The 17,125-nt window shown below is 54.1% G+C and carries 18 protein-coding genes and 1 other annotated feature; of the genes, 7 read left to right on the top strand and 11 right to left on the bottom strand.

The window, feature by feature from the left end; all coding sequences use genetic code 11:
• Positions 1 to 65: 65 nt before the first annotated feature.
• The 3 genes from clpB to rluD all read right to left on the bottom strand — a co-directional run bounded on the left by clpB (position 66) and on the right by rluD (position 4,477).
• Positions 66 to 2,639 (bottom strand): ATP-dependent chaperone ClpB, encoded by a 2,574-nt coding sequence (gene clpB / locus H7R58_RS17170; RefSeq protein ID WP_182930166.1) that lies wholly within the window; start codon positions 2,637 to 2,639, stop codon positions 66 to 68.
• Positions 2,640 to 2,768: 129 nt separating this feature from the next.
• A complete protein-coding gene (yfiH, locus tag H7R58_RS17175; protein WP_106928430.1) occupies positions 2,769 to 3,500 on the bottom strand; it encodes a purine nucleoside phosphorylase YfiH in 732 nt (243 codons plus the stop codon).
• Complete coding sequence (gene rluD / locus H7R58_RS17180; RefSeq protein ID WP_106928428.1) at positions 3,497 to 4,477, bottom strand: 23S rRNA pseudouridine(1911/1915/1917) synthase RluD; 981 nt, start codon at positions 4,475 to 4,477, stop codon at positions 3,497 to 3,499. The genes yfiH and rluD overlap by 4 nt, the downstream gene beginning before the upstream one ends.
• A gap of 132 nt (positions 4,478 to 4,609) precedes the next feature.
• Between rluD and bamD the strand changes: the two genes are divergently transcribed.
• The 4 genes from bamD to pheA all read left to right on the top strand — a co-directional run bounded on the left by bamD (position 4,610) and on the right by pheA (position 7,383).
• Positions 4,610 to 5,353 carry an outer membrane protein assembly factor BamD gene (gene bamD, locus H7R58_RS17185; protein WP_106928448.1) on the top strand — a complete coding sequence of 248 codons (744 nt, stop codon included), beginning with the start codon at positions 4,610 to 4,612 and terminating at the stop codon, positions 5,351 to 5,353.
• 271 nt (positions 5,354 to 5,624) lie between these two features.
• A complete protein-coding gene (gene raiA, locus H7R58_RS17190) occupies positions 5,625 to 5,963 on the top strand; it encodes a ribosome-associated translation inhibitor RaiA (RefSeq protein WP_106928426.1) in 339 nt (112 codons plus the stop codon).
• 110 nt (positions 5,964 to 6,073) lie between these two features.
• Positions 6,074 to 6,199: a sequence feature (Phe leader region), on the top strand.
• On the top strand, positions 6,075 to 6,122 hold the full coding sequence (pheL, locus tag H7R58_RS17195) for a pheA operon leader peptide PheL (RefSeq protein ID WP_100279143.1): 48 nt from the start codon (positions 6,075 to 6,077) through the stop codon (positions 6,120 to 6,122). It overlaps the preceding feature by 48 nt.
• A gap of 23 nt (positions 6,200 to 6,222) precedes the next feature.
• Positions 6,223 to 7,383, top strand: a complete 1,161-nt coding sequence (gene pheA / locus H7R58_RS17200) for a bifunctional chorismate mutase/prephenate dehydratase (protein WP_182930597.1) — start codon at positions 6,223 to 6,225, stop codon at positions 7,381 to 7,383.
• On the opposite strand, the gene H7R58_RS17205 is transcribed toward pheA, so the two are convergent.
• From H7R58_RS17205 to aroF, 3 genes are all read right to left on the bottom strand, one after another.
• Positions 7,380 to 8,252, bottom strand: a complete 873-nt coding sequence (locus H7R58_RS17205; RefSeq protein ID WP_106928422.1) for an SMP-30/gluconolactonase/LRE family protein — start codon at positions 8,250 to 8,252, stop codon at positions 7,380 to 7,382. The two genes, pheA and H7R58_RS17205, sit on opposite strands and share 4 nt — an antisense overlap.
• 64 nt (positions 8,253 to 8,316) lie before the next feature.
• On the bottom strand, positions 8,317 to 9,438 hold the full coding sequence (gene tyrA / locus H7R58_RS17210) for a bifunctional chorismate mutase/prephenate dehydrogenase (RefSeq protein ID WP_106928420.1): 1,122 nt from the start codon (positions 9,436 to 9,438) through the stop codon (positions 8,317 to 8,319).
• A gap of 9 nt (positions 9,439 to 9,447) precedes the next feature.
• Positions 9,448 to 10,518: a 3-deoxy-7-phosphoheptulonate synthase AroF gene (gene aroF / locus H7R58_RS17215; protein ID WP_106928418.1), complete on the bottom strand. Its 1,071-nt coding sequence runs from the start codon at positions 10,516 to 10,518 to the stop codon at positions 9,448 to 9,450.
• Between the two features lie 657 nt (positions 10,519 to 11,175).
• Here aroF and H7R58_RS17220 point away from each other — a divergent pair.
• From H7R58_RS17220 to H7R58_RS17230, 3 genes are read left to right on the top strand one after another with little or no spacing between them, the layout of a single operon-like run.
• Positions 11,176 to 11,703, top strand: coding sequence for a regulatory sequestration protein YfiR (locus tag H7R58_RS17220; RefSeq protein ID WP_223878948.1), 528 nt, complete (start codon positions 11,176 to 11,178; stop codon positions 11,701 to 11,703).
• Positions 11,696 to 12,916: a diguanylate cyclase DgcN/YfiN gene (gene dgcN, locus H7R58_RS17225; protein ID WP_106928414.1), complete on the top strand. Its 1,221-nt coding sequence runs from the start codon at positions 11,696 to 11,698 to the stop codon at positions 12,914 to 12,916. Before H7R58_RS17220 ends, dgcN begins: the two co-directional genes overlap by 8 nt.
• 13 nt (positions 12,917 to 12,929) lie before the next feature.
• Entirely contained in the window at positions 12,930 to 13,412 is a 483-nt protein-coding gene (locus tag H7R58_RS17230) for an OmpA family protein (RefSeq protein ID WP_106928412.1), read from the top strand.
• Between the two features lie 2 nt (positions 13,413 to 13,414).
• On the opposite strand, the gene H7R58_RS17235 is transcribed toward H7R58_RS17230, so the two are convergent.
• From H7R58_RS17235 to rimM, 5 genes are all read right to left on the bottom strand, one after another.
• A complete protein-coding gene (locus tag H7R58_RS17235) occupies positions 13,415 to 14,788 on the bottom strand; it encodes a PepSY-associated TM helix domain-containing protein (protein ID WP_106928410.1) in 1,374 nt (457 codons plus the stop codon).
• A 56-nt stretch (positions 14,789 to 14,844) separates the two neighbouring features.
• The gene (locus tag H7R58_RS17240) at positions 14,845 to 15,246 is read right to left on the bottom strand and encodes a DUF2946 domain-containing protein (RefSeq protein ID WP_227674175.1); all 402 of its coding nucleotides are present in this window, start codon (positions 15,244 to 15,246) and stop codon (positions 14,845 to 14,847) included.
• A gap of 131 nt (positions 15,247 to 15,377) precedes the next feature.
• Positions 15,378 to 15,725, bottom strand: a complete 348-nt coding sequence (gene rplS, locus H7R58_RS17245) for a 50S ribosomal protein L19 (RefSeq protein ID WP_006687325.1) — start codon at positions 15,723 to 15,725, stop codon at positions 15,378 to 15,380.
• A gap of 41 nt (positions 15,726 to 15,766) precedes the next feature.
• The gene (trmD, locus tag H7R58_RS17250; protein ID WP_106928408.1) at positions 15,767 to 16,534 is read right to left on the bottom strand and encodes a tRNA (guanosine(37)-N1)-methyltransferase TrmD; all 768 of its coding nucleotides are present in this window, start codon (positions 16,532 to 16,534) and stop codon (positions 15,767 to 15,769) included.
• Between the two features lie 30 nt (positions 16,535 to 16,564).
• Positions 16,565 to 17,113 carry a ribosome maturation factor RimM gene (rimM, locus tag H7R58_RS17255; RefSeq protein WP_035894946.1) on the bottom strand — a complete coding sequence of 183 codons (549 nt, stop codon included), beginning with the start codon at positions 17,111 to 17,113 and terminating at the stop codon, positions 16,565 to 16,567.
• Between the last annotated feature and the right edge of the window lie 12 nt (positions 17,114 to 17,125).

Genomic DNA, 17,125 nt, shown 5'->3' on the forward strand with positions numbered 1-17,125 from the left:
CTTATTTTCGCCTGGTTTATAAACAAAAACGAGCCCTAAAGGGCTCGTTTTCTTCTTTTTGTGACTTACTGTACTGCCACTATCTGGTCGTCTTTCACTTCCAGGCGGATAGTTTTCCCCGGCAACAGCTCGCCAGACAAGATTTGCTGTGCCAGCGGGTTTTCAATCTGCTGCTGGATAGCACGTTTCAGAGGACGTGCGCCATATACCGGATCGTAGCCATTTTTACTCAGCAACTGCAGAGCTTCATCGGAGATCTGCGTTTCATAGCCACGCTCTTCCAGGCGCTGGTACAGACGCTGCAGCTGAATCTGGGCAATTGATGCGATGTGTTTTTCCCCCAACGGATGGAATACCACAACCTCATCGATACGGTTAATGAATTCTGGGCGGAAACTGTGGCTTACAACGCCCAGCACCAGATCTTTCATATGCCCGTAGTCCAGTTCGCCGAAACGCTCCTGAATCAGATCCGAACCCAGGTTCGAGGTCATGATGACAACCGTATTGCGGAAATCGACCGTTCTCCCCTGCCCGTCGGTCAGGCGACCATCGTCCAATACCTGCAGCAGAATGTTGAACACATCCGGGTGCGCTTTTTCCACTTCATCCAGCAGGATGACGGAATAAGGACGACGGCGTACCGCTTCTGTCAGATAACCGCCCTCTTCATAGCCGACGTATCCTGGAGGTGCACCCACCAGACGCGACACGGAGTGTTTCTCCATAAACTCGGACATGTCGATACGCACCATCGCGTCATCGCTGTCGAACATAAAGTTAGCCAGCGCCTTACACAGCTCAGTTTTACCTACCCCGGTTGGCCCCAGGAACAGGAATGAACCGATCGGACGGTTAGGATCGGACAGCCCGGCACGGCTACGGCGAATCGCGTTCGATACCGCTTCAACCGCTTCGTTCTGCCCAATCACGCGGCTGTGCAGATCCTGCTCCATACGCAGCAGTTTCTCACGCTCGCCTTCCAGCATGCGGGCAACCGGAATCCCGGTCCAGCGTGCCAGTACTTCGGCAATCTCGGCATCCGTCACTTTATTACGTAACAGGCGCATGGTTTTACCTTCAGACTGCGTGGCCGCTTCCAGCTGTTTCTCCAGCTCTGGAATTTTGCCGTACTGCAGTTCGGACATCCGCGCCAGGTCACCGACGCGACGCGCCTGCTCGATGGCAATTTTCGCCTGCTCCAGTTCAGCTTTGATTGTCTGAGTGCCTGAAAGCGAGGCTTTCTCTGCCTTCCACTCTTCTTCCAGCTCGGAATACTGACGCTCTTTATCATTCAGCTCGTCATTAAGCATGTCGAGACGTTTTTTACTTGCCTCGTCAGACTCTTTCATCAGCGCCTGCTGTTCCAGCTTGAGCTGGATAATACGGCGGTCGAGTCTGTCAAGTTCCTCCGGCTTGGAGTCAATCTGCATACGAATGCTGGAGGCCGCTTCATCGATCAGGTCGATGGCTTTGTCCGGCAACTGACGGTCGGCAATATAACGGTGAGACAGCGTTGCTGCCGCCACGATTGCCGGGTCAGTAATCTGCACGTGGTGGTGCAGTTCATAACGTTCTTTCAGACCACGCAGAATCGCGATGGTGTCTTCTACCGAAGGCTCAGCAACGAACACTTTCTGGAAACGACGTTCCAGCGCCGCATCTTTCTCGATGTACTGGCGATATTCGTCCAGCGTAGTGGCGCCGACGCAGTGCAGCTCACCACGAGCCAGCGCCGGTTTCAGCATATTACCGGCATCCATCGCGCCGTCGGCTTTCCCCGCACCTACCATCGTATGCAGCTCATCGATAAACAGGATAACGTTGCCTTCCTGTTTCGCCAGATCGTTCAATACGCCTTTCAGACGTTCTTCAAACTCACCGCGGTATTTCGCCCCAGCCACCAGCGCGCCCATATCCAGCGCCAGTACGCGACGGCCTTTTAAACCTTCCGGGACTTCACCATTAATGATTCGCTGCGCCAGCCCTTCGACGATCGCCGTTTTACCGACGCCCGGTTCACCGATTAACACCGGGTTATTTTTGGTACGACGCTGCAGTACCTGAATGGTACGGCGGATTTCTTCATCACGGCCGATAACCGGGTCGAGTTTGCCCTGTTCAGCACGCTCGGTCAGATCGACCGTGTATTTTTTCAATGCCTGACGTTGGTCTTCGGCACCCTGGTCATTCACGCTTTCACCTCCGCGCATCTGTTCAATTGCCTGAGTGATATTGGCGGTGGTAGCGCCTGCCGTTTTTAGCAGGTCGGTCAGTGTGCCACGAGACTCAAGCGCCGCCAGAACGAACAGTTCCGACGAAATAAAGTTATCGCCGCGTTTTTGCGCCAGCTTGTCGCAAAGATTCAGCACACGCATCAGATCCTGCGACGGCTGTACGTCTCCCCCGGTACCTTCTACCTGGGGTAAACGGCTCAGCGCCTGATCGATAGCCGTGCGTAGCTGGCCGGCGTTGATGCCCGCGGACGTTAATAAAGGACGTACCGAGCCCCCTTCCTGATTCAGCAAGGCGCTCATTAAATGAAGAGGTTCGATAAATTGGTTGTCGTGCCCCAGCGCGAGCGACTGGGCATCGGCAAGAGCAAGCTGGAATTTATTGGTAAGACGATCCAGACGCATGACTCCTCCCATAATAGGTCAATTTTGCTACAGGAGATTAAATGAGGTCATCCCTCAATTATTCAAGGTTAAATGACCTAATCGATGAGAAAAAACTGTCTGCCTTCTGGATCGTCTTGATTCTATAGGTTATATCAGCCAGATGAAACTTGCCATACGACCCGTAATACGGTCGCGGCGATAAGAGAAAAAATCATCCTTTTCGCTGAAGGTACAACGGTCGCCGCCGAACACGGCATTCACGCCGACGTTGCCCAGACGCTGGCGTGCCAGCTGATAGATATCGGCGAAATATTTATCGCCTGCGGGATAGAATGCGCTTTCCGCGTTGGCATCTTTCGCCATAAACGCCTCACGCACTTCCGGCCCGACTTCAAACGCCCGCGGGCCAATTGCTGGGCCAAACCAGGCAAGAAGGTTTTCAGGACTATCGTTAAAGCAGGCGACGGTTTCTTCCAGTACGCCATCGCACAGACCGCGCCAACCCGCATGCGCGGCTGCCACTTCGGTCCCCGCGCGGTTGCAGAACAGCACGGGCAGGCAGTCCGCCGTCATCACCGCACACACTGTCCCGGGCGTATTGCTGTAGGAGGCATCTGCACGCTTTGAGGCATAAGGCTCACCGGTGAGGTGCAGCACGTCTTTACCGTGGACCTGCTCCAGCCATACCGGCTTCGACGGCAGTTTGCCCGCCGCAAACATACGCTTGCGGTTCTCTTCAACGTGCTCGAGGTTATCGCCACAGTGGGCGCCGAGATTCAGAGAGTCCCACGCGCCTTCGCTGACGCCGCCGACGCGCGTTGAACTACAGGCGGCCACGCCTTGCGGCAGCGGCCATTCCGGGACAATGATTTTGGTCATAACCAGTCTACGTCATCCTTATGTTCTTCAAAGTCAGCGCGCATCGCAGCGATCAAATCGACCATATCCTGCGGGATAGGCGCATGCCATTCCATTTCAATGCCCGAGATCGGGTGATACAGACGCAGCATGGTCGCATGCAGCGCCTGGCGGTCAAACTTACGCAGAACCGAAATGAACTCATCCGATGCGCCCTTCGGCGGACGCGGACGGCCACCGTAGACCTGATCGCCCACCAGCGGATGGGTGATGTGCGCCATGTGCACGCGGATCTGGTGCGTACGCCCGGTTTCCAGACGCAGCCGCAGACGCGTGTGCACACGGAAGTGTTCCATAATGCGATAGTGCGTCACCGCCGGTTTCCCCATAGGGTGAACCGCCATGTGGGTGCGTTTGGTCGGGTGACGGCTGATCGGTTCCTCAACGGTACCGCCAGCCGTCATGTGACCAATCGCCACCGCTTCATACTCGCGGGTGATTTCGCGCAGCTGCAGCGACTCAACCAGACGCGTTTGCGCCGGAACGGTTTTCGCCACCACCATTAAACCGGTCGTGTCTTTATCCAGACGGTGGACGATGCCCGCACGCGGTACATCGGCAATCGGCGGATAATAGTGCAGCAGCGCATTCAGCACCGTACCGTCCGGGTTACCGGCGCCAGGGTGAACTACCAGGTCGCGCGGCTTGTTGATGACGAGAATATCTTCATCTTCATATACAATATCGAGTGGGATATCCTGCGCTTCAAAGCGGATCTCTTCATCGATTTCCGCATCGATAGCGACGGACTCGCCACCCATGACTTTTTCTTTCGGCTTGTCTGAAACTTTGCCGTTGACCTGAACGCGCTGGTCGAGGATCCACTCTTTTATGCGCGATCGCGAATAATCAGGGAACATTTCGGCCAAAGCCTGATCTAAGCGTTGACCGAGTTGTGACTCGGACACCGTTGCGGTGAGTTGTACTCGTTGTGCCATATACAGCTTCTTCGTTAACGTTGGGTTTTTACGGCTTCGCCGTTTAATATAGTGTGCTATTGTAGCTGGTCTTAATCGGGAACAGGAACTGTGAATATCCCGTATAAACATTTTGAGGAAAGTCAAAACGTCATGACGCGCATGAAATATCTGGTGGCAGCGGCCACGTTGAGCCTGGCTTTGGCGGGGTGCTCTGGTTCAAAGGAAGAGGTTCCTGATAATCCGCCTAATGAAATCTACGCAACTGCTCAGCAAAAGCTGCAGGACGGTAACTGGAAACAGGCAATAACGCAACTGGAAGCGTTGGATAACCGCTATCCGTTCGGGCCATATTCTCAGCAGGTACAGCTGGATCTGATCTATGCATACTACAAAAATGCCGATCTGCCGCTGGCCCAGGCCGCGATTGACCGTTTCATTCGTCTGAATCCGACGCACCCGAACATCGACTACGTCATGTACATGCGCGGCTTAACCAACATGGCGCTGGACGATAGCGCGCTGCAGGGCTTTTTCGGCGTTGACCGCTCCGATCGCGATCCGCAGCATGCCCGTGACGCGTTTAACGACTTCTCGAAGCTGGTGCGCGGCTACCCGAACAGTCAATACGTCACCGACGCCAACAAACGTCTTATCTTCCTGAAAGACCGCCTGGCGAAGTACGAACTTTCCGTTGTTGATTACTACACCGCGCGTGGTGCATGGGTTGCGGTAGTAAACCGCGTCGAAAACATGATGCGTAACTATCCAGATACGCAGGCAACGCGTGACGCCCTGCCGAAGATGGAAAATGCCTATCGCCAAATGCAGATGACGGCGCAGGCGGACAAAGTGGCGAAAATCATCGCCGCCAACAGCAAGACCACCCAGTCCTGATTCGGATCTGTAAAAGTAAAACGGCAGCCCGATGGCTGCCGTTTTTTTATCCATTTTAATGACTTGCTGAAGCGCTTTAGCCTCAAGCCATCCTATCAAATATGGCCGTATTTTCCCGCGCCGACAAGTAAAAAATCACGTCTTCCTGTTCTGACTCACAAAAAGAATGCACTGACAAAAAGTGACAAAATAATGTGATCTTCATCACACATTTTAACCAAATCCGAGGTATGCTGGAATCACCAAGACGGAAAGACAAGAGGTAAAATTTATGACAATGAACATTACCAGTAAACAAATGGAAATTACTCCGGCTATTCGCCAGCATGTCGCAGACCGTCTCGCAAAATTGGATAAATGGCAAACCCACTTAATCAACCCACATATCATTCTGTCTAAAGAGCCACAGGGATTTGTAGCGGACGCCACGATGAATACCCCGAACGGGCATCTGGTCGCCAGTGCGAAACATGAAGATATGTACACCGCCATTAACGAATTGATCAACAAGCTGGAACGGCAGCTCAATAAGGTGCAACACAAAGGGGAAGCCCGTCGTGCCACCACATCGGTGAAAGACGCAAGCTTCGTGGAAGTTGAAGAAGAGTAAACTGTACTTTAATGTGTATCGCCAACGCGCCTTCGGGCGCGTTTTTTATTGACAGAACGAAAACAGAACGAGTACTGTAAAACCTCATCACGCTAAGGATTTAAGCCAACTGTGAAACGTCTACCGTTTTTCTTCGCATTCTTTTTTACCTTCCCCTGATTGGGAGGCGTTTCGTCGTGTGATAAAGAATGCGAAGACGAACAACAAGGCCTCCCACTCCGGGGGGCCTTTTTTATTGATAACAAGAAAGGCAAACATGATGACTTCGGAAAACCCGTTACTGGCGATACGCGATAAAATCAGCGCGCTGGATGAAAAATTAGTGAGCCTGCTGGCCGAGCGACGCGGTCTGGCTATCGAGGTGGGTAAAGCGAAGCTGGCCTCTCACCGACCGGTGCGCGACATTGACCGCGAGCGCGATCTGCTTGAGCGCCTGATTATGCTCGGCAAAACCCACCAGCTCGACGCGCATTATATTACCCGGCTGTTCCAGCTCATCATTGAAGATTCCGTTCTTACCCAACAAACGCTGCTTCAGCAGCATCTGAACAAGATTAACCCCCACTCGGCACGTATCGCGTTCCTTGGCCCGAAAGGCTCCTACTCGCATCTTGCGGCCCGCCAGTATGCCGCTCGCCATTTTGAGCAGTTTATTGAAAGCGGCTGCCTGAAATTTGCCGATATCTTCAATCAGGTCGAAACCGGCCAGGCCGACTATGCGGTGGTGCCAATTGAAAATACCAGCTCCGGCGGCATCAACGACGTCTACGATCTACTACAGCACACCAGTCTGTCGATCGTCGGCGAGATGACGGTACCCATTGACCACTGCGTCCTGACCAACGGCAGCAGCACGCTGGAAACCATTGAAACGGTCTACAGCCATCCGCAGCCGTTCCAGCAGTGCAGCCAGTTCCTGAGCCACTATCCGCAGTGGAAAATTGAATATACCGAGAGCACCTCGGCGGCGATGGAGAAAGTCGCGCAGGCCAACTCACCGACCGTCGCGGCGCTGGGCAGCGAAGCCGGTGGCAAGCTGTATGGTCTGCAGGTGCTTGAACATTGCCAGGCCAACCAGACGCAGAACATTACGCGTTTCCTGGTTCTGGCGCGTAAAGCGGTAAACGTCTCTGACCAGGTGCCGGCGAAAACCACGCTGCTGATTGCAACCGGCCAGCAGGCCGGTGCGCTGGTTGAAGCACTGCTGGTGCTGCGTAACCACAATCTGATCATGACCAAGCTCGAATCGCGTCCGATTCACGGCAACCCGTGGGAAGAGATGTTTTATCTCGACGTCCAGGCGAACCTGGACGCACTGCCCATGCAAAAGGCGCTGAAGGAACTTTCCGGCATTACCCGCTCAATGAAAGTGCTGGGCTGCTATCCCAGCGAAAACGTCGTACCGGTCGATCCGGTCTAACGTTCGATAAACGGCCGCTTCTTCATGCCTGCCACCGCAACCGGCAGGGTGAAGATAGCCCCGGAAAGTGGATATTTTGCCACCTCCTGTGCCGACATATTCTCACGGGTGGTGGTGATAAACAGCGTCCGCATATCCGCGCCGCCGAAACAAACCATAGTTGGGCAACGCACCGGTAGGTGATACTCAGCAAGCTGCTCTCCCGTTGGTGAAAAGCGCGCGACACGCCAGCCGTCAAACATGGCGCTCCAGTAGCATCCTTCTTCATCCATCGCCGCCCCGTCCGGGATCCCCTCACCCTCGCTAAACACGCGAAAAACGTCTCGTACGCCGGGCTCACCGTCCGCATCCAGCGGCGTACGGTAAATGACGCCGTTGGGCGTATCTGAGGTGTACATCCAGCGCTTATCCTCGCTGAATGCCAGACCGTTGGCGCCATGAATATCGCACTGAATCACCTTCGGTTTGAGTTGATTATCGATCCGCATCAGCAGCGCACCGTTATAGTCGCCTGGCCCCCAAAAGGTTCCTGCGTAGAAGCGCCCGTCTCTGTCCGTTCCACCGTCGTTGAACCGCGCAAGCTGGGGGTTACTCGGGTTATCACAGATTTTATGCTGTAGCAGGCCGCGGCTGTCGGCCAGCCAGATAGCGCTGCGCAGCGCGACGATAAAGCCACCTTTTTCCCGCAGCGCGAAGCAGCCAACTTCTTCCGGAAACTGTAAGACCTGATGCATGCCGGTCGCGGGCACATAGCGGTGAATTTCACACTCCATGATATCCGCCCAGTATAGCGCCTGTTCGGCACCGCTCCAGGTTGGGCATTCCGGCAGGTGTCCGGTGTAATCAAACAGCAGGTTTACATCAGCCATTGTCTTTATCCCATAAAAAAAGCCAGAGGATTTCCCCTGGCTTTCAAGTATATACAGTTTTTACTTACTGCCGACTGTCATTCGCCTGGCGTAACAAGACCCGGCTCTCACTCTGGAAACGTTGTGCGTAGTCGCCGAACCAGTGTTCAACCTTACGGAAGCTATCAATAAACGCCTGCTTATCGCCCTGCTCCAGCAGGCCAATCGCCTCACCAAAGCGCTGGTAGTAGCGTTTAATCAGCGCCAGGTTGTTGCCGGACGACATAATAATGTCGGCATACAGCTGCGGATCCTGAGCAAACAGTCGCCCGACCATTGCCAGTTCAAGGCGGTAAATCGGCGAGGAGAGCGCCAGCAGTTGCTCCAACTGAACGTTTTCTTCCGCCAGATGCAGCCCGTACGCAAAGGTAGCAAAGTGACGCAGCGCCTGGATAAACGCCATATTCTGGTCATGCTCAACGGCGCTAATACGGTGCAGACGCGCTCCCCAGACCTGAATCTGCTCCAGGAACCACTGATAGGCCTCTGGCTGGCGGCCATCGCAATAGACCACTACCTGCTTCGCCAGACTGCCGCTGTCCGGGCCAAACATCGGATGCAGCCCGACAACGGGCCCCGAATGCGCCGACAGCATCGCCTGCAACGGCCCGGCTTTTACCGAGGCCAGATCAACCAGAATACAGTCCGCCGGCAGCGGCGGCAGCTTCGCAATCACCTGTTCGGTAATGTGAATAGGGACGCTGACAATCACCATACCGGCATCCGCCACAATGTCCGCCGCACGCGGCCAGTCTTCTTTTTCCAGCGTCCGCACCTGGTAGCCGGAAAGGGTCAGCATCTTTTCAAACAGCTGCCCCATCTGGCCACCGCCGCCAACAATAACCACCGGGCGCAGCGACGGACGCAGCGTTTTGAACCCCTTGTCGTTTTCGCTGGAATAAGACTCACGCATGACGCGACGCAGCACGTCTTCAATCAAATCGGGCGGCACGCCCATCGCCGCCGCCTCTTTGCGGCGCGAAGCCAGCATCGAGGCTTCACGCTCCGGTACGTAAATGGGCAGGCCATACTGACTTTTTACTTCGCCAACTTCGGCCACCAGCGCCATACGCTTCGCCAGCAGGTTCAGCAACGCCTTATCGACTTCATCAATTTGATCGCGTAACGCGGTCAGTTCAGCAACCATACAATCCTCTTACGCCAGACGAGCCGCCAGATGGCCGCGTAAATCCTTGTCGAGTTCACGCAGCAGCGCATCGGTGGTTTCCCAACTGATGCAAGCATCGGTCACCGAGACGCCGTATTGCATCTCACTGCGCGGCTGCTCGGAAGACTGACTGCCTTCGTGAATATTACTTTCAATCATCAGACCAATGATAGAACGATTACCGTCCTTAATCTGCGCGACAACGGATTCCGCCACCGCTGGCTGACGGCGGTAGTCTTTATTGGAATTACCATGGCTGCAATCTACCATTAGCGATGCACGCAGTCCCGCCTGTTCCATCTCTTTTTCGCACTGCGCCACATCTTCCGGGCCGTAGTTCGGTTTTTTACCGCCACGCAGAATCACATGGCCATCCGGGTTACCATGGGTACGCAGCAGGCAGACCTGACCGGCCTGGTTGATGCCCACAAAACGGTGCGGCATTGCCGCCGCGCGCATCGCGTTGATCGCCGTCGCCAGCGAGCCATCTGTGCCATTTTTAAAGCCAACCGGCATCGACAGGCCTGAAGCCATTTCACGGTGAGTCTGCGACTCCGTCGTACGTGCACCAATCGCCGACCAACTGAACAGATCGCCAAGGTACTGCGGGCTGTTCGGATCCAGCGCCTCGGTGGCCAACGGCAGCCCCATGCTCACCAGTTCAACCAAAAGACGACGAGCGATTTTCAGACCGCCTTCCACATCAAACGAGCCATCCATATGCGGATCGTTGATAAGCCCTTTCCAGCCGACGGTGGTACGCGGCTTTTCAAAGTAGACGCGCATCACCAGGTAGAGGCTATCGCTGACCTCTTCCGCCAGTGTTTTAAATCGACGCGCATATTCAATCGCAGCTTCCGGATCGTGAATGGAGCAAGGCCCGCATACCACCAGCAGGCGCGGATCGCGGCCGGCAATAATGTCAGTAATCGTTTTACGTGACTGGGCGATTTGCGCTTCCTGCTCAACGGAGAGCGGGAATTCAGCTTTCAGCTGATCCGGCGTGATCAAAACTTCTTCATCGGCGATATTTACGTTATTCAGCGCGTCTTTTTGCATGATGGCATTACCTGTTATGACTCGTTTGCGATAGTTGTTGCCTCAATGAGGTAGAACCTACAATACCACAGAAAGTAAAGATTTCAATCCAAAATACGTACACTTATATTTACACTTGCAAATTTATTGCCGAAAACAGCCCATAAAATAGTAAACTAATTGTTACACCTCATTGCTATAGGATCGTTATCCGCCGTAAAAAATGGCTCCCACCGCGTTTAACTCCCGACGGTTGCCCGATAGATATCCGCTCCCCCTCGCAGGCCAAAACGCCTACGATGACATTCGACTTAAAGAAAACCTGAAGTTAGCCGATAAATTTAACAATACGGCCAACCATCCCTTATAAATAAGCCTATAGTGAGATCGATGGCCCACAGGAAATGGATAACCCGACATTTATCCATCGCAAAGAATTAGCGGGCGAACCTTTTCCCTTTGCGGCTCACTCACTACGCTGCGCCGGAAGCCGAGGAGATCAACATCGCCACCAGCCGTAATTTATTGCCTTTTGACATGCTGAAATAAATACAACTGTGGGATTTAACCTAAATTTCATCAATCGAATTTCTGACATAATGATGGTTTTAATAAACAATGATCTTCTGCCTACAACTCCCCCGGGTAACACGCTCCAGAGCGGTATGGCGGATTCTCGTGAGAAATTCATTCTTGATAGCTTTGTCCCGACTGATTCTACTGCTGATGCTGCCACTATCGTTGGCCTCGGTAAGCGCCGCTCCGCTGACTGAAACCGATAAATCGGTGCGCTCGATTGTCTCCGGCATCGTCAGCTACACGCGATGGCCGTCACTTTCCGCGCCTCCCAGACTCTGTATCCTGACCTCTTCCCGATATGTCGACGCCCTCAGTATGTCCGGTGGTCTGCCTTATACGGCTGAGCGGGTCGGTAACGCTCAGCAGGCCGTCGCCGCAAAATGCGATGGTATTTACTTTGGCACCGAGTCGCCTGAACAACAGCTTGAATTAATCAACCAATATCGCAACCGACCGTTACTATTAATCTCCGAACATAACCCTGAATGTGCTATTGGCAGCGCGTTTTGTTTAATAATAGAGGACGATGAGGTCCGGTTTTCCGTTAATCTGGATGCACTGTCTCGCAGCGGCGTAAGAGTGAATCCGGATGTATTAATGCTTGCCCGGAATAAAAAGCATGAATAAGGATTTCACCTTCACTCCGCGACCTACGTTTAAAAGAACGCTGCGCCGGATTAACATAATAAGCGTCATCATAACCATGACCTTTATATGGCTTTTGCTGTGCCTCGCGTCGGTGGTGACATTAAAGCAATACGCGCAAAAGAACCTCGAGTTGACCGGTGCGACAATGAGCCATACCCTTGAAGCATCGCTGGTTTTCAACGATCCGCAGGCGGCAAATGACACCCTGGAAACGCTCGGGAAACAGGGGCAGTTTGCGATGGCGGAGGTCTACGATGTGCATAAAAAGCGCTTTGCTCACTGGTCGTGGAACCCTGAAGACAATACCGATACATTGGGCGCGCTGGTCAGTCGCTGGCTGTTTCCGGAACCCATCGCTCAGCCCATCATGCATAACGGCAAGCCAATCGGCGAAATTTATCTGACCGCACGCGACAGCCTGATTGGTCACTTTATCTGGATGTCCTTTGCCGTCCTCACCGGTTGCATACTTTTCGCTTCAGGCATCGCGCTCACGGTTACCCGCTCCCTGCACCACGGGATGGTTGAGGAAATGCAAAATATCACCGATGTCGTACATGATGCGCGCACCAATCGCAACTTCTCCCGTCGCGTCAAGCAGGGTCGAATCGAAGAGTTTCACCGTTTCGGCGAAGACTTCAACAGCCTGCTGGCTGAAATGGAAGAGTGGCAGCTGAAACTGCAGGAAACCAATGCTCAGTTGCTCCGTTCCGCCATGCACGATCCCCTTACGGGTCTGGCGAACCGCGCGGCGTTCGGCAACCGCATAGCGGCGTTAATGAATGATGACGTTGCTAAAACACACTCAGCCCTGCTTTTTCTCGATGGGGACAACTTTAAACACATTAACGATACCTGGGGGCACAACGCAGGCGACTTCGTACTGACAGAAATTGCCAGTCGAATGATTGCGTTCGGCGGTCAGCGTCATCAATCGTACCGCCTTGGCGGCGATGAGTTTGCCATGGTGCTCTCCGGCGTCCATTCAGAACACGACGTTCAACGGATTTGTCACGCGCTGGCACAGCAGTTTACCCGTCCGTTCGATCTGCATAACGGCCAAAATACATCGATGTCTCTCAGCATCGGCTTTGCGCTAGCGTGGGAAAGTACCTCGCTGGAGGTACTACTGGAAAAGGCAGACCGCAATATGTATCAAGCCAAAAATCAGCGGTCTAAGACACTATATTAGAAAGGAAAACGATATGTTAAAGCGATATCTTGCTCCATGCTTACTGGCATCACTGCTGCTGACCGGTTGTCAGACACCGCAGGGCAAATTCACCCCTGAACAGGTCGCAGCGATGCAATCTTATGGCTTTAACGAATTAAATGGCGACTGGTCGCTGGGCCTCTCGGATAAGATTCTGTTCGATAAAAACGAAGCCGGGCTGCGACCTGAAAGTGAAACACAGATCCAGGCCATGGCGTCACGCCTCGCGGCAACCGGTTTAAACCACGCCCGGATGGACGGGCACACAGACAATTACGGCGAAGACCGCTATAACGAAGTCCTGTCGCTGAAACGCGCGAATGTCGTCGCCGATGCCTGGGCAAAAGGCGCTCATATTCCGCGCAGCAATCTCACCACGCGCGGCTTAGGCAAAAAATACCCTGTCGCCAGCAACAGCACCTCGCAAGGGCGCGCTGAAAACCGCCGTGTGGCGGTGGTGATCAGCGCGCCGTAAGGTTACTCGACGGACGATTCGACGAGCGGCATCCGCACAGCCGCTCGCCAGCGTAGCCAGTCAAACAGCATAAACAGCGCCAGACTGATGCCCATAACCGGAAGCGCAAACCCGCATGCTACGGCGAGTAGTAATGTGCCACAGCGGGCCGGTAGCGACAGCGCCCGCCAGCTGTGCGTTAGCGTCAGCAGTGGGTTTGTCTCCGCCTGAGACGGGCGTTTGATCCACCACAGACGATAGCCCATCACAATAGCCACGCACAACGCCAGGCCAAAGGCGATCAGCAGCAGCTGGTTCGGCAAGCCGAACAAGATCCCCATGTGAAAATCCACGCCCCAACGCGTCAACTTAGCCATCAGCGGGAAGTCAGCAAACTGTGTGCTATCGATTATCGCCAGCGACTGCGGATCGATGGCGACCGCATCAACCTGCGTTGGCCAGCGCCGATCGATCTCGGTGACCGTCCAGGCGCGATCGTCACTGCGCGGCGGGCGGATCTCCAGAGACCTTGCGTTGATGCCGCCTCGTTGGGCCACATTGAGGACAGTATCAATACTGTCCCAACCGATCGTCGACTCATGAGCAGCCTTCTCGCCATGATGCCCGCGGTGCTCCGCATGCGGATCCATCGGCATCGGGCTGGCGCCGTGCAGTTGGGTATTAACCTGTGGCGTTAACCAACCTAACGACGCCCGCAGCTTATCGACGTTGCCGCCCGCCCACTGTGACCAGGTTAGCCCGGTGGCTGAAAACAGCAGCATTCCCGCCAGCAGGCACCAGCCAAGGGTAACATGAACGCGGCGGGTATTTTGCAGGCGGTTTTTTATTCGCCGTTTTGGCCGGGTAAAAGCCCACAGCACCACACCTCCCAGTGCCGCGACCCACATCCATGAGGCAGCCAGTTCGCTATAAAGGCGTCCGACATCGCCCAACAGCAGCGAACGATGCGCGTAGTCTATCCACTGACGTAGCGGCAGAATGCCGCTGGTGCCGTAGACCGTCATGTCCCCTTTCACCGCCAGCGTGACCGGGTCGATAAAAATCGCACGGTTTTCTGATGGCTGTAGCGCAGGGTCAGCGAACATCACACGCGTCGTTATACCCGCGTCCAAAGCCGGTCGAACCGCGCTCAGACGCAGCGGTGTATCCAGCGCGCGTTCCGCGACGGCAATTTGTGCTGCAATAGGCTGACGCTCACCCTCGGTGCTGCCGTGCAGCGCCTGGTGATACAGCACGTTTTCGAGCTGAGGCGTAGCCACATACAGCGTGCCGGTCAGGGCCGCAACGAAGATAAAGGGCCCGACAAACAGGCCGATAAAAAAATGCAGGCGGCGCAGCAGGTGCACCCATGCCGCCCGCGAGGTGCAGGTTGTCATACTTTTCCTTTGTTCATGCGAAATGAAGCGTGACGCTGAAGCGTCATTTATCGTTATTAAGCAGGTAAAGCAGACTCTCGCGGCGGCGCGCGGGTATCGGGAAAGAGCCAGGGGAAGAAATGCCAGTGGCTTATCGTTGGCAGGAAGGGAACAACGTTAACGCGCAGCAGTAGCGCGCATAACAGCACGCACAACGCCAGTATCATCCCCGGCACGTGGGTCAACAAAACGCAGTAGCCGCAGGCCTCGCCATGGTCAACGGGCATGTTTTGCGGCACGGAGTGGTGTGCCAGCATAGGCATGCTCATTTCATGGTGCATGCCCGGCATCGCGCTCATCGCCGTTGGCTGGAGCGATATGGAAACCAGCGGTGCAAAAACAATCAGCGCCATAGCAAACAGCGCAAGCCAGGCGGCCCGCCGTTTAAATGCGATGATATGGGTGATTTTGCCGTTCACGCTACCCTCCAGAGAACAAGGGTATTGTAAATGATTTAGCAACCAAATGTTAACGCAAGGTGCGCATGAAGATAAAAAAAGGGCCAGCCTTTCGGCCAGCCCTTTTTAACAGGATGTCGCTTGCGCGAATCTTAGTTAAGACGCTCTTTGATACGAGCAGACTTACCAGTGCGCTCACGCAGGTAGTACAGTTTAGCTTTACGTACAGCACCACGACGTTTAACAGCAATGCTGTCAACTACCGGAGAGTGAGTCTGGAAGACACGCTCAACGCCTTCGCCGTTGGAAATTTTACGAACAGTGAATGCAGAGTGCAGACCGCGGCTACGAATAGCGATAACCACGCCCTCAAATGCCTGCAGACGTTTTTTGGAACCTTCAACAACCCATACTTTCACTTCCACGGTATCACCCGGACGGAAGGAAGGTACGTCCTGCTTCATCTGTTCTTGTTCAAGTTGCTTAATAATGTTGCTCATAATTTAATCTCTTATCCTGGGTAAACTGATATTTGGGGGTCTCAGACCAGCCCATCATGTTTATGTTGCTGTTGTGCGTGTTCCTGTTTGAACTCCGCCAGCAACCTTGCTTGCTCTTCAGTCAGAGCCAGGTTTTCCAGAAGTTCAGGTCTTCTAAGCCAGGAGCGGCCCAGCGACTGCTTCAAACGCCAGCGACGTATCTCAGCATGGTTTCCCGACAGCAGAACCGGCGGTACTTCCATCCCTTCCAACACTTCAGGGCGAGTGTAGTGCGGACAGTCCAGCAACCCATCGGCAAACGAATCTTCGAATGCTGAAGCTTCATGACCCAGTACACCCGGAATAAACCGGGAAACGGAGTCGATCAGCGTCATTGCCGGTAACTCTCCACCGCTGAGAACGTAATCGCCGATAGACCATTCTTCGTCAATCTCGGTCTGAATCACGCGCTCATCGATACCTTCGTAGCGACCGCATACCAGAATCAGCTTTTGATTCGTGGCCAGTTCACTGACGCCCGCTTGATCAAGCTTGCGTCCCTGAGGTGACAGATAAATCACCTTTGCGCCTTCACCTGCCGCGGCTTTTGCTGCATGAATGGCGTCCCGTAAAGGTTGCACCATCATTAACATCCCCGGTCCGCCGCCGTAAGGACGATCGTCCACGGTACGGTGCCGGTCATGCGTGAAGTCACGAGGACTCCAGCTCTGGATGCTCAGCAGGCCATTTTTTACTGCCCGGCCAGTTACCCCGTAATCGGTAATTGCGCGGAACATTTCAGGAAACAGGCTAATTATGCCAATCCACATAGCGCCGTCTTTTACCGTTTATCCGGTGGTTTAAAAACCAGGATCCCAATCTACTTCGATAGTACGAGTAGCGAGATCGACTTTCTTGATAACCTGCCCATCGAGGAACGGAACCAACCGCTCCTTGATACCAAATGCATCTTTCAGGTTTGCCTTAATGACGAGAACGTCATTCGACCCGGTTTCCATCATATCGATGACTTTACCGAGACCGTAGCCTTCCGTAGTCACTACCTGGCAGCCCATCAGGTCTTTCCAGTAATAGCTTCCATCTTCCAGCGCCGGCAGCTGCGAGGAATCCACGATAATTTCGCAGTTCGTCAGCAGATTCGCGGCATCGCGATCGTCAACGCCTTTCAGCTTAATGACGATATCCTGATTGTGGTAGCGCCAGCTTTCCAGCTCAACGGTCTGCCACTGACCCGCCTTCTGGATTAACCAGGGCTGATAGTCAAAAATGCTTTCGGCGTCTTCGGTGGAGGAAAACACTCTGAGCCAACCACGGATACCGTAGGAAGAACCCATTTTCCCCAATACGATCGGATCAACAGGTGCTTGTGCGGTGTGTTGCTTGCTCATCATGACCACCGT

It is taken from the genome of Klebsiella sp. WP4-W18-ESBL-05, from assembly GCF_014169075.1.
GTDB lineage: Bacteria > Pseudomonadota > Gammaproteobacteria > Enterobacterales > Enterobacteriaceae > Kluyvera > Kluyvera ascorbata_B.

Excerpts from the sequence above, each read along its gene's own strand:
- tyrA (WP_106928420.1), bottom strand. The coding sequence starts at position 9,438 with ATGGTTGCTGAACTGACCGCGTTACGCGATCAAATTGATGAAGTCGAT.
- aroF (WP_106928418.1), bottom strand. The coding sequence starts at position 10,518 with ATGCAAAAAGACGCGCTGAATAACGTAAATATCGCCGATGAAGAAGTT.
- H7R58_RS17205 (WP_106928422.1), bottom strand. The coding sequence starts at position 8,252 with ATGGCTGATGTAAACCTGCTGTTTGATTACACCGGACACCTGCCGGAA.
- bamD (WP_106928448.1), top strand. The coding sequence starts at position 4,610 with ATGACGCGCATGAAATATCTGGTGGCAGCGGCCACGTTGAGCCTGGCT.
- H7R58_RS17235 (WP_106928410.1), bottom strand. The coding sequence starts at position 14,788 with ATGACAACCTGCACCTCGCGGGCGGCATGGGTGCACCTGCTGCGCCGC.
- rimM (WP_035894946.1), bottom strand. The coding sequence starts at position 17,113 with ATGAGCAAGCAACACACCGCACAAGCACCTGTTGATCCGATCGTATTG.
- raiA (WP_106928426.1), top strand. The coding sequence starts at position 5,625 with ATGACAATGAACATTACCAGTAAACAAATGGAAATTACTCCGGCTATT.
- H7R58_RS17230 (WP_106928412.1), top strand. The coding sequence starts at position 12,930 with ATGTTAAAGCGATATCTTGCTCCATGCTTACTGGCATCACTGCTGCTG.
- rplS (WP_006687325.1), bottom strand. The coding sequence starts at position 15,725 with ATGAGCAACATTATTAAGCAACTTGAACAAGAACAGATGAAGCAGGAC.
- clpB (WP_182930166.1), bottom strand. The coding sequence starts at position 2,639 with ATGCGTCTGGATCGTCTTACCAATAAATTCCAGCTTGCTCTTGCCGAT.
- rluD (WP_106928428.1), bottom strand. The coding sequence starts at position 4,477 with ATGGCACAACGAGTACAACTCACCGCAACGGTGTCCGAGTCACAACTC.
- pheA (WP_182930597.1), top strand. The coding sequence starts at position 6,223 with ATGACTTCGGAAAACCCGTTACTGGCGATACGCGATAAAATCAGCGCG.
- yfiH (WP_106928430.1), bottom strand. The coding sequence starts at position 3,500 with ATGACCAAAATCATTGTCCCGGAATGGCCGCTGCCGCAAGGCGTGGCC.
- dgcN (WP_106928414.1), top strand. The coding sequence starts at position 11,696 with ATGAATAAGGATTTCACCTTCACTCCGCGACCTACGTTTAAAAGAACG.
- trmD (WP_106928408.1), bottom strand. The coding sequence starts at position 16,534 with ATGTGGATTGGCATAATTAGCCTGTTTCCTGAAATGTTCCGCGCAATT.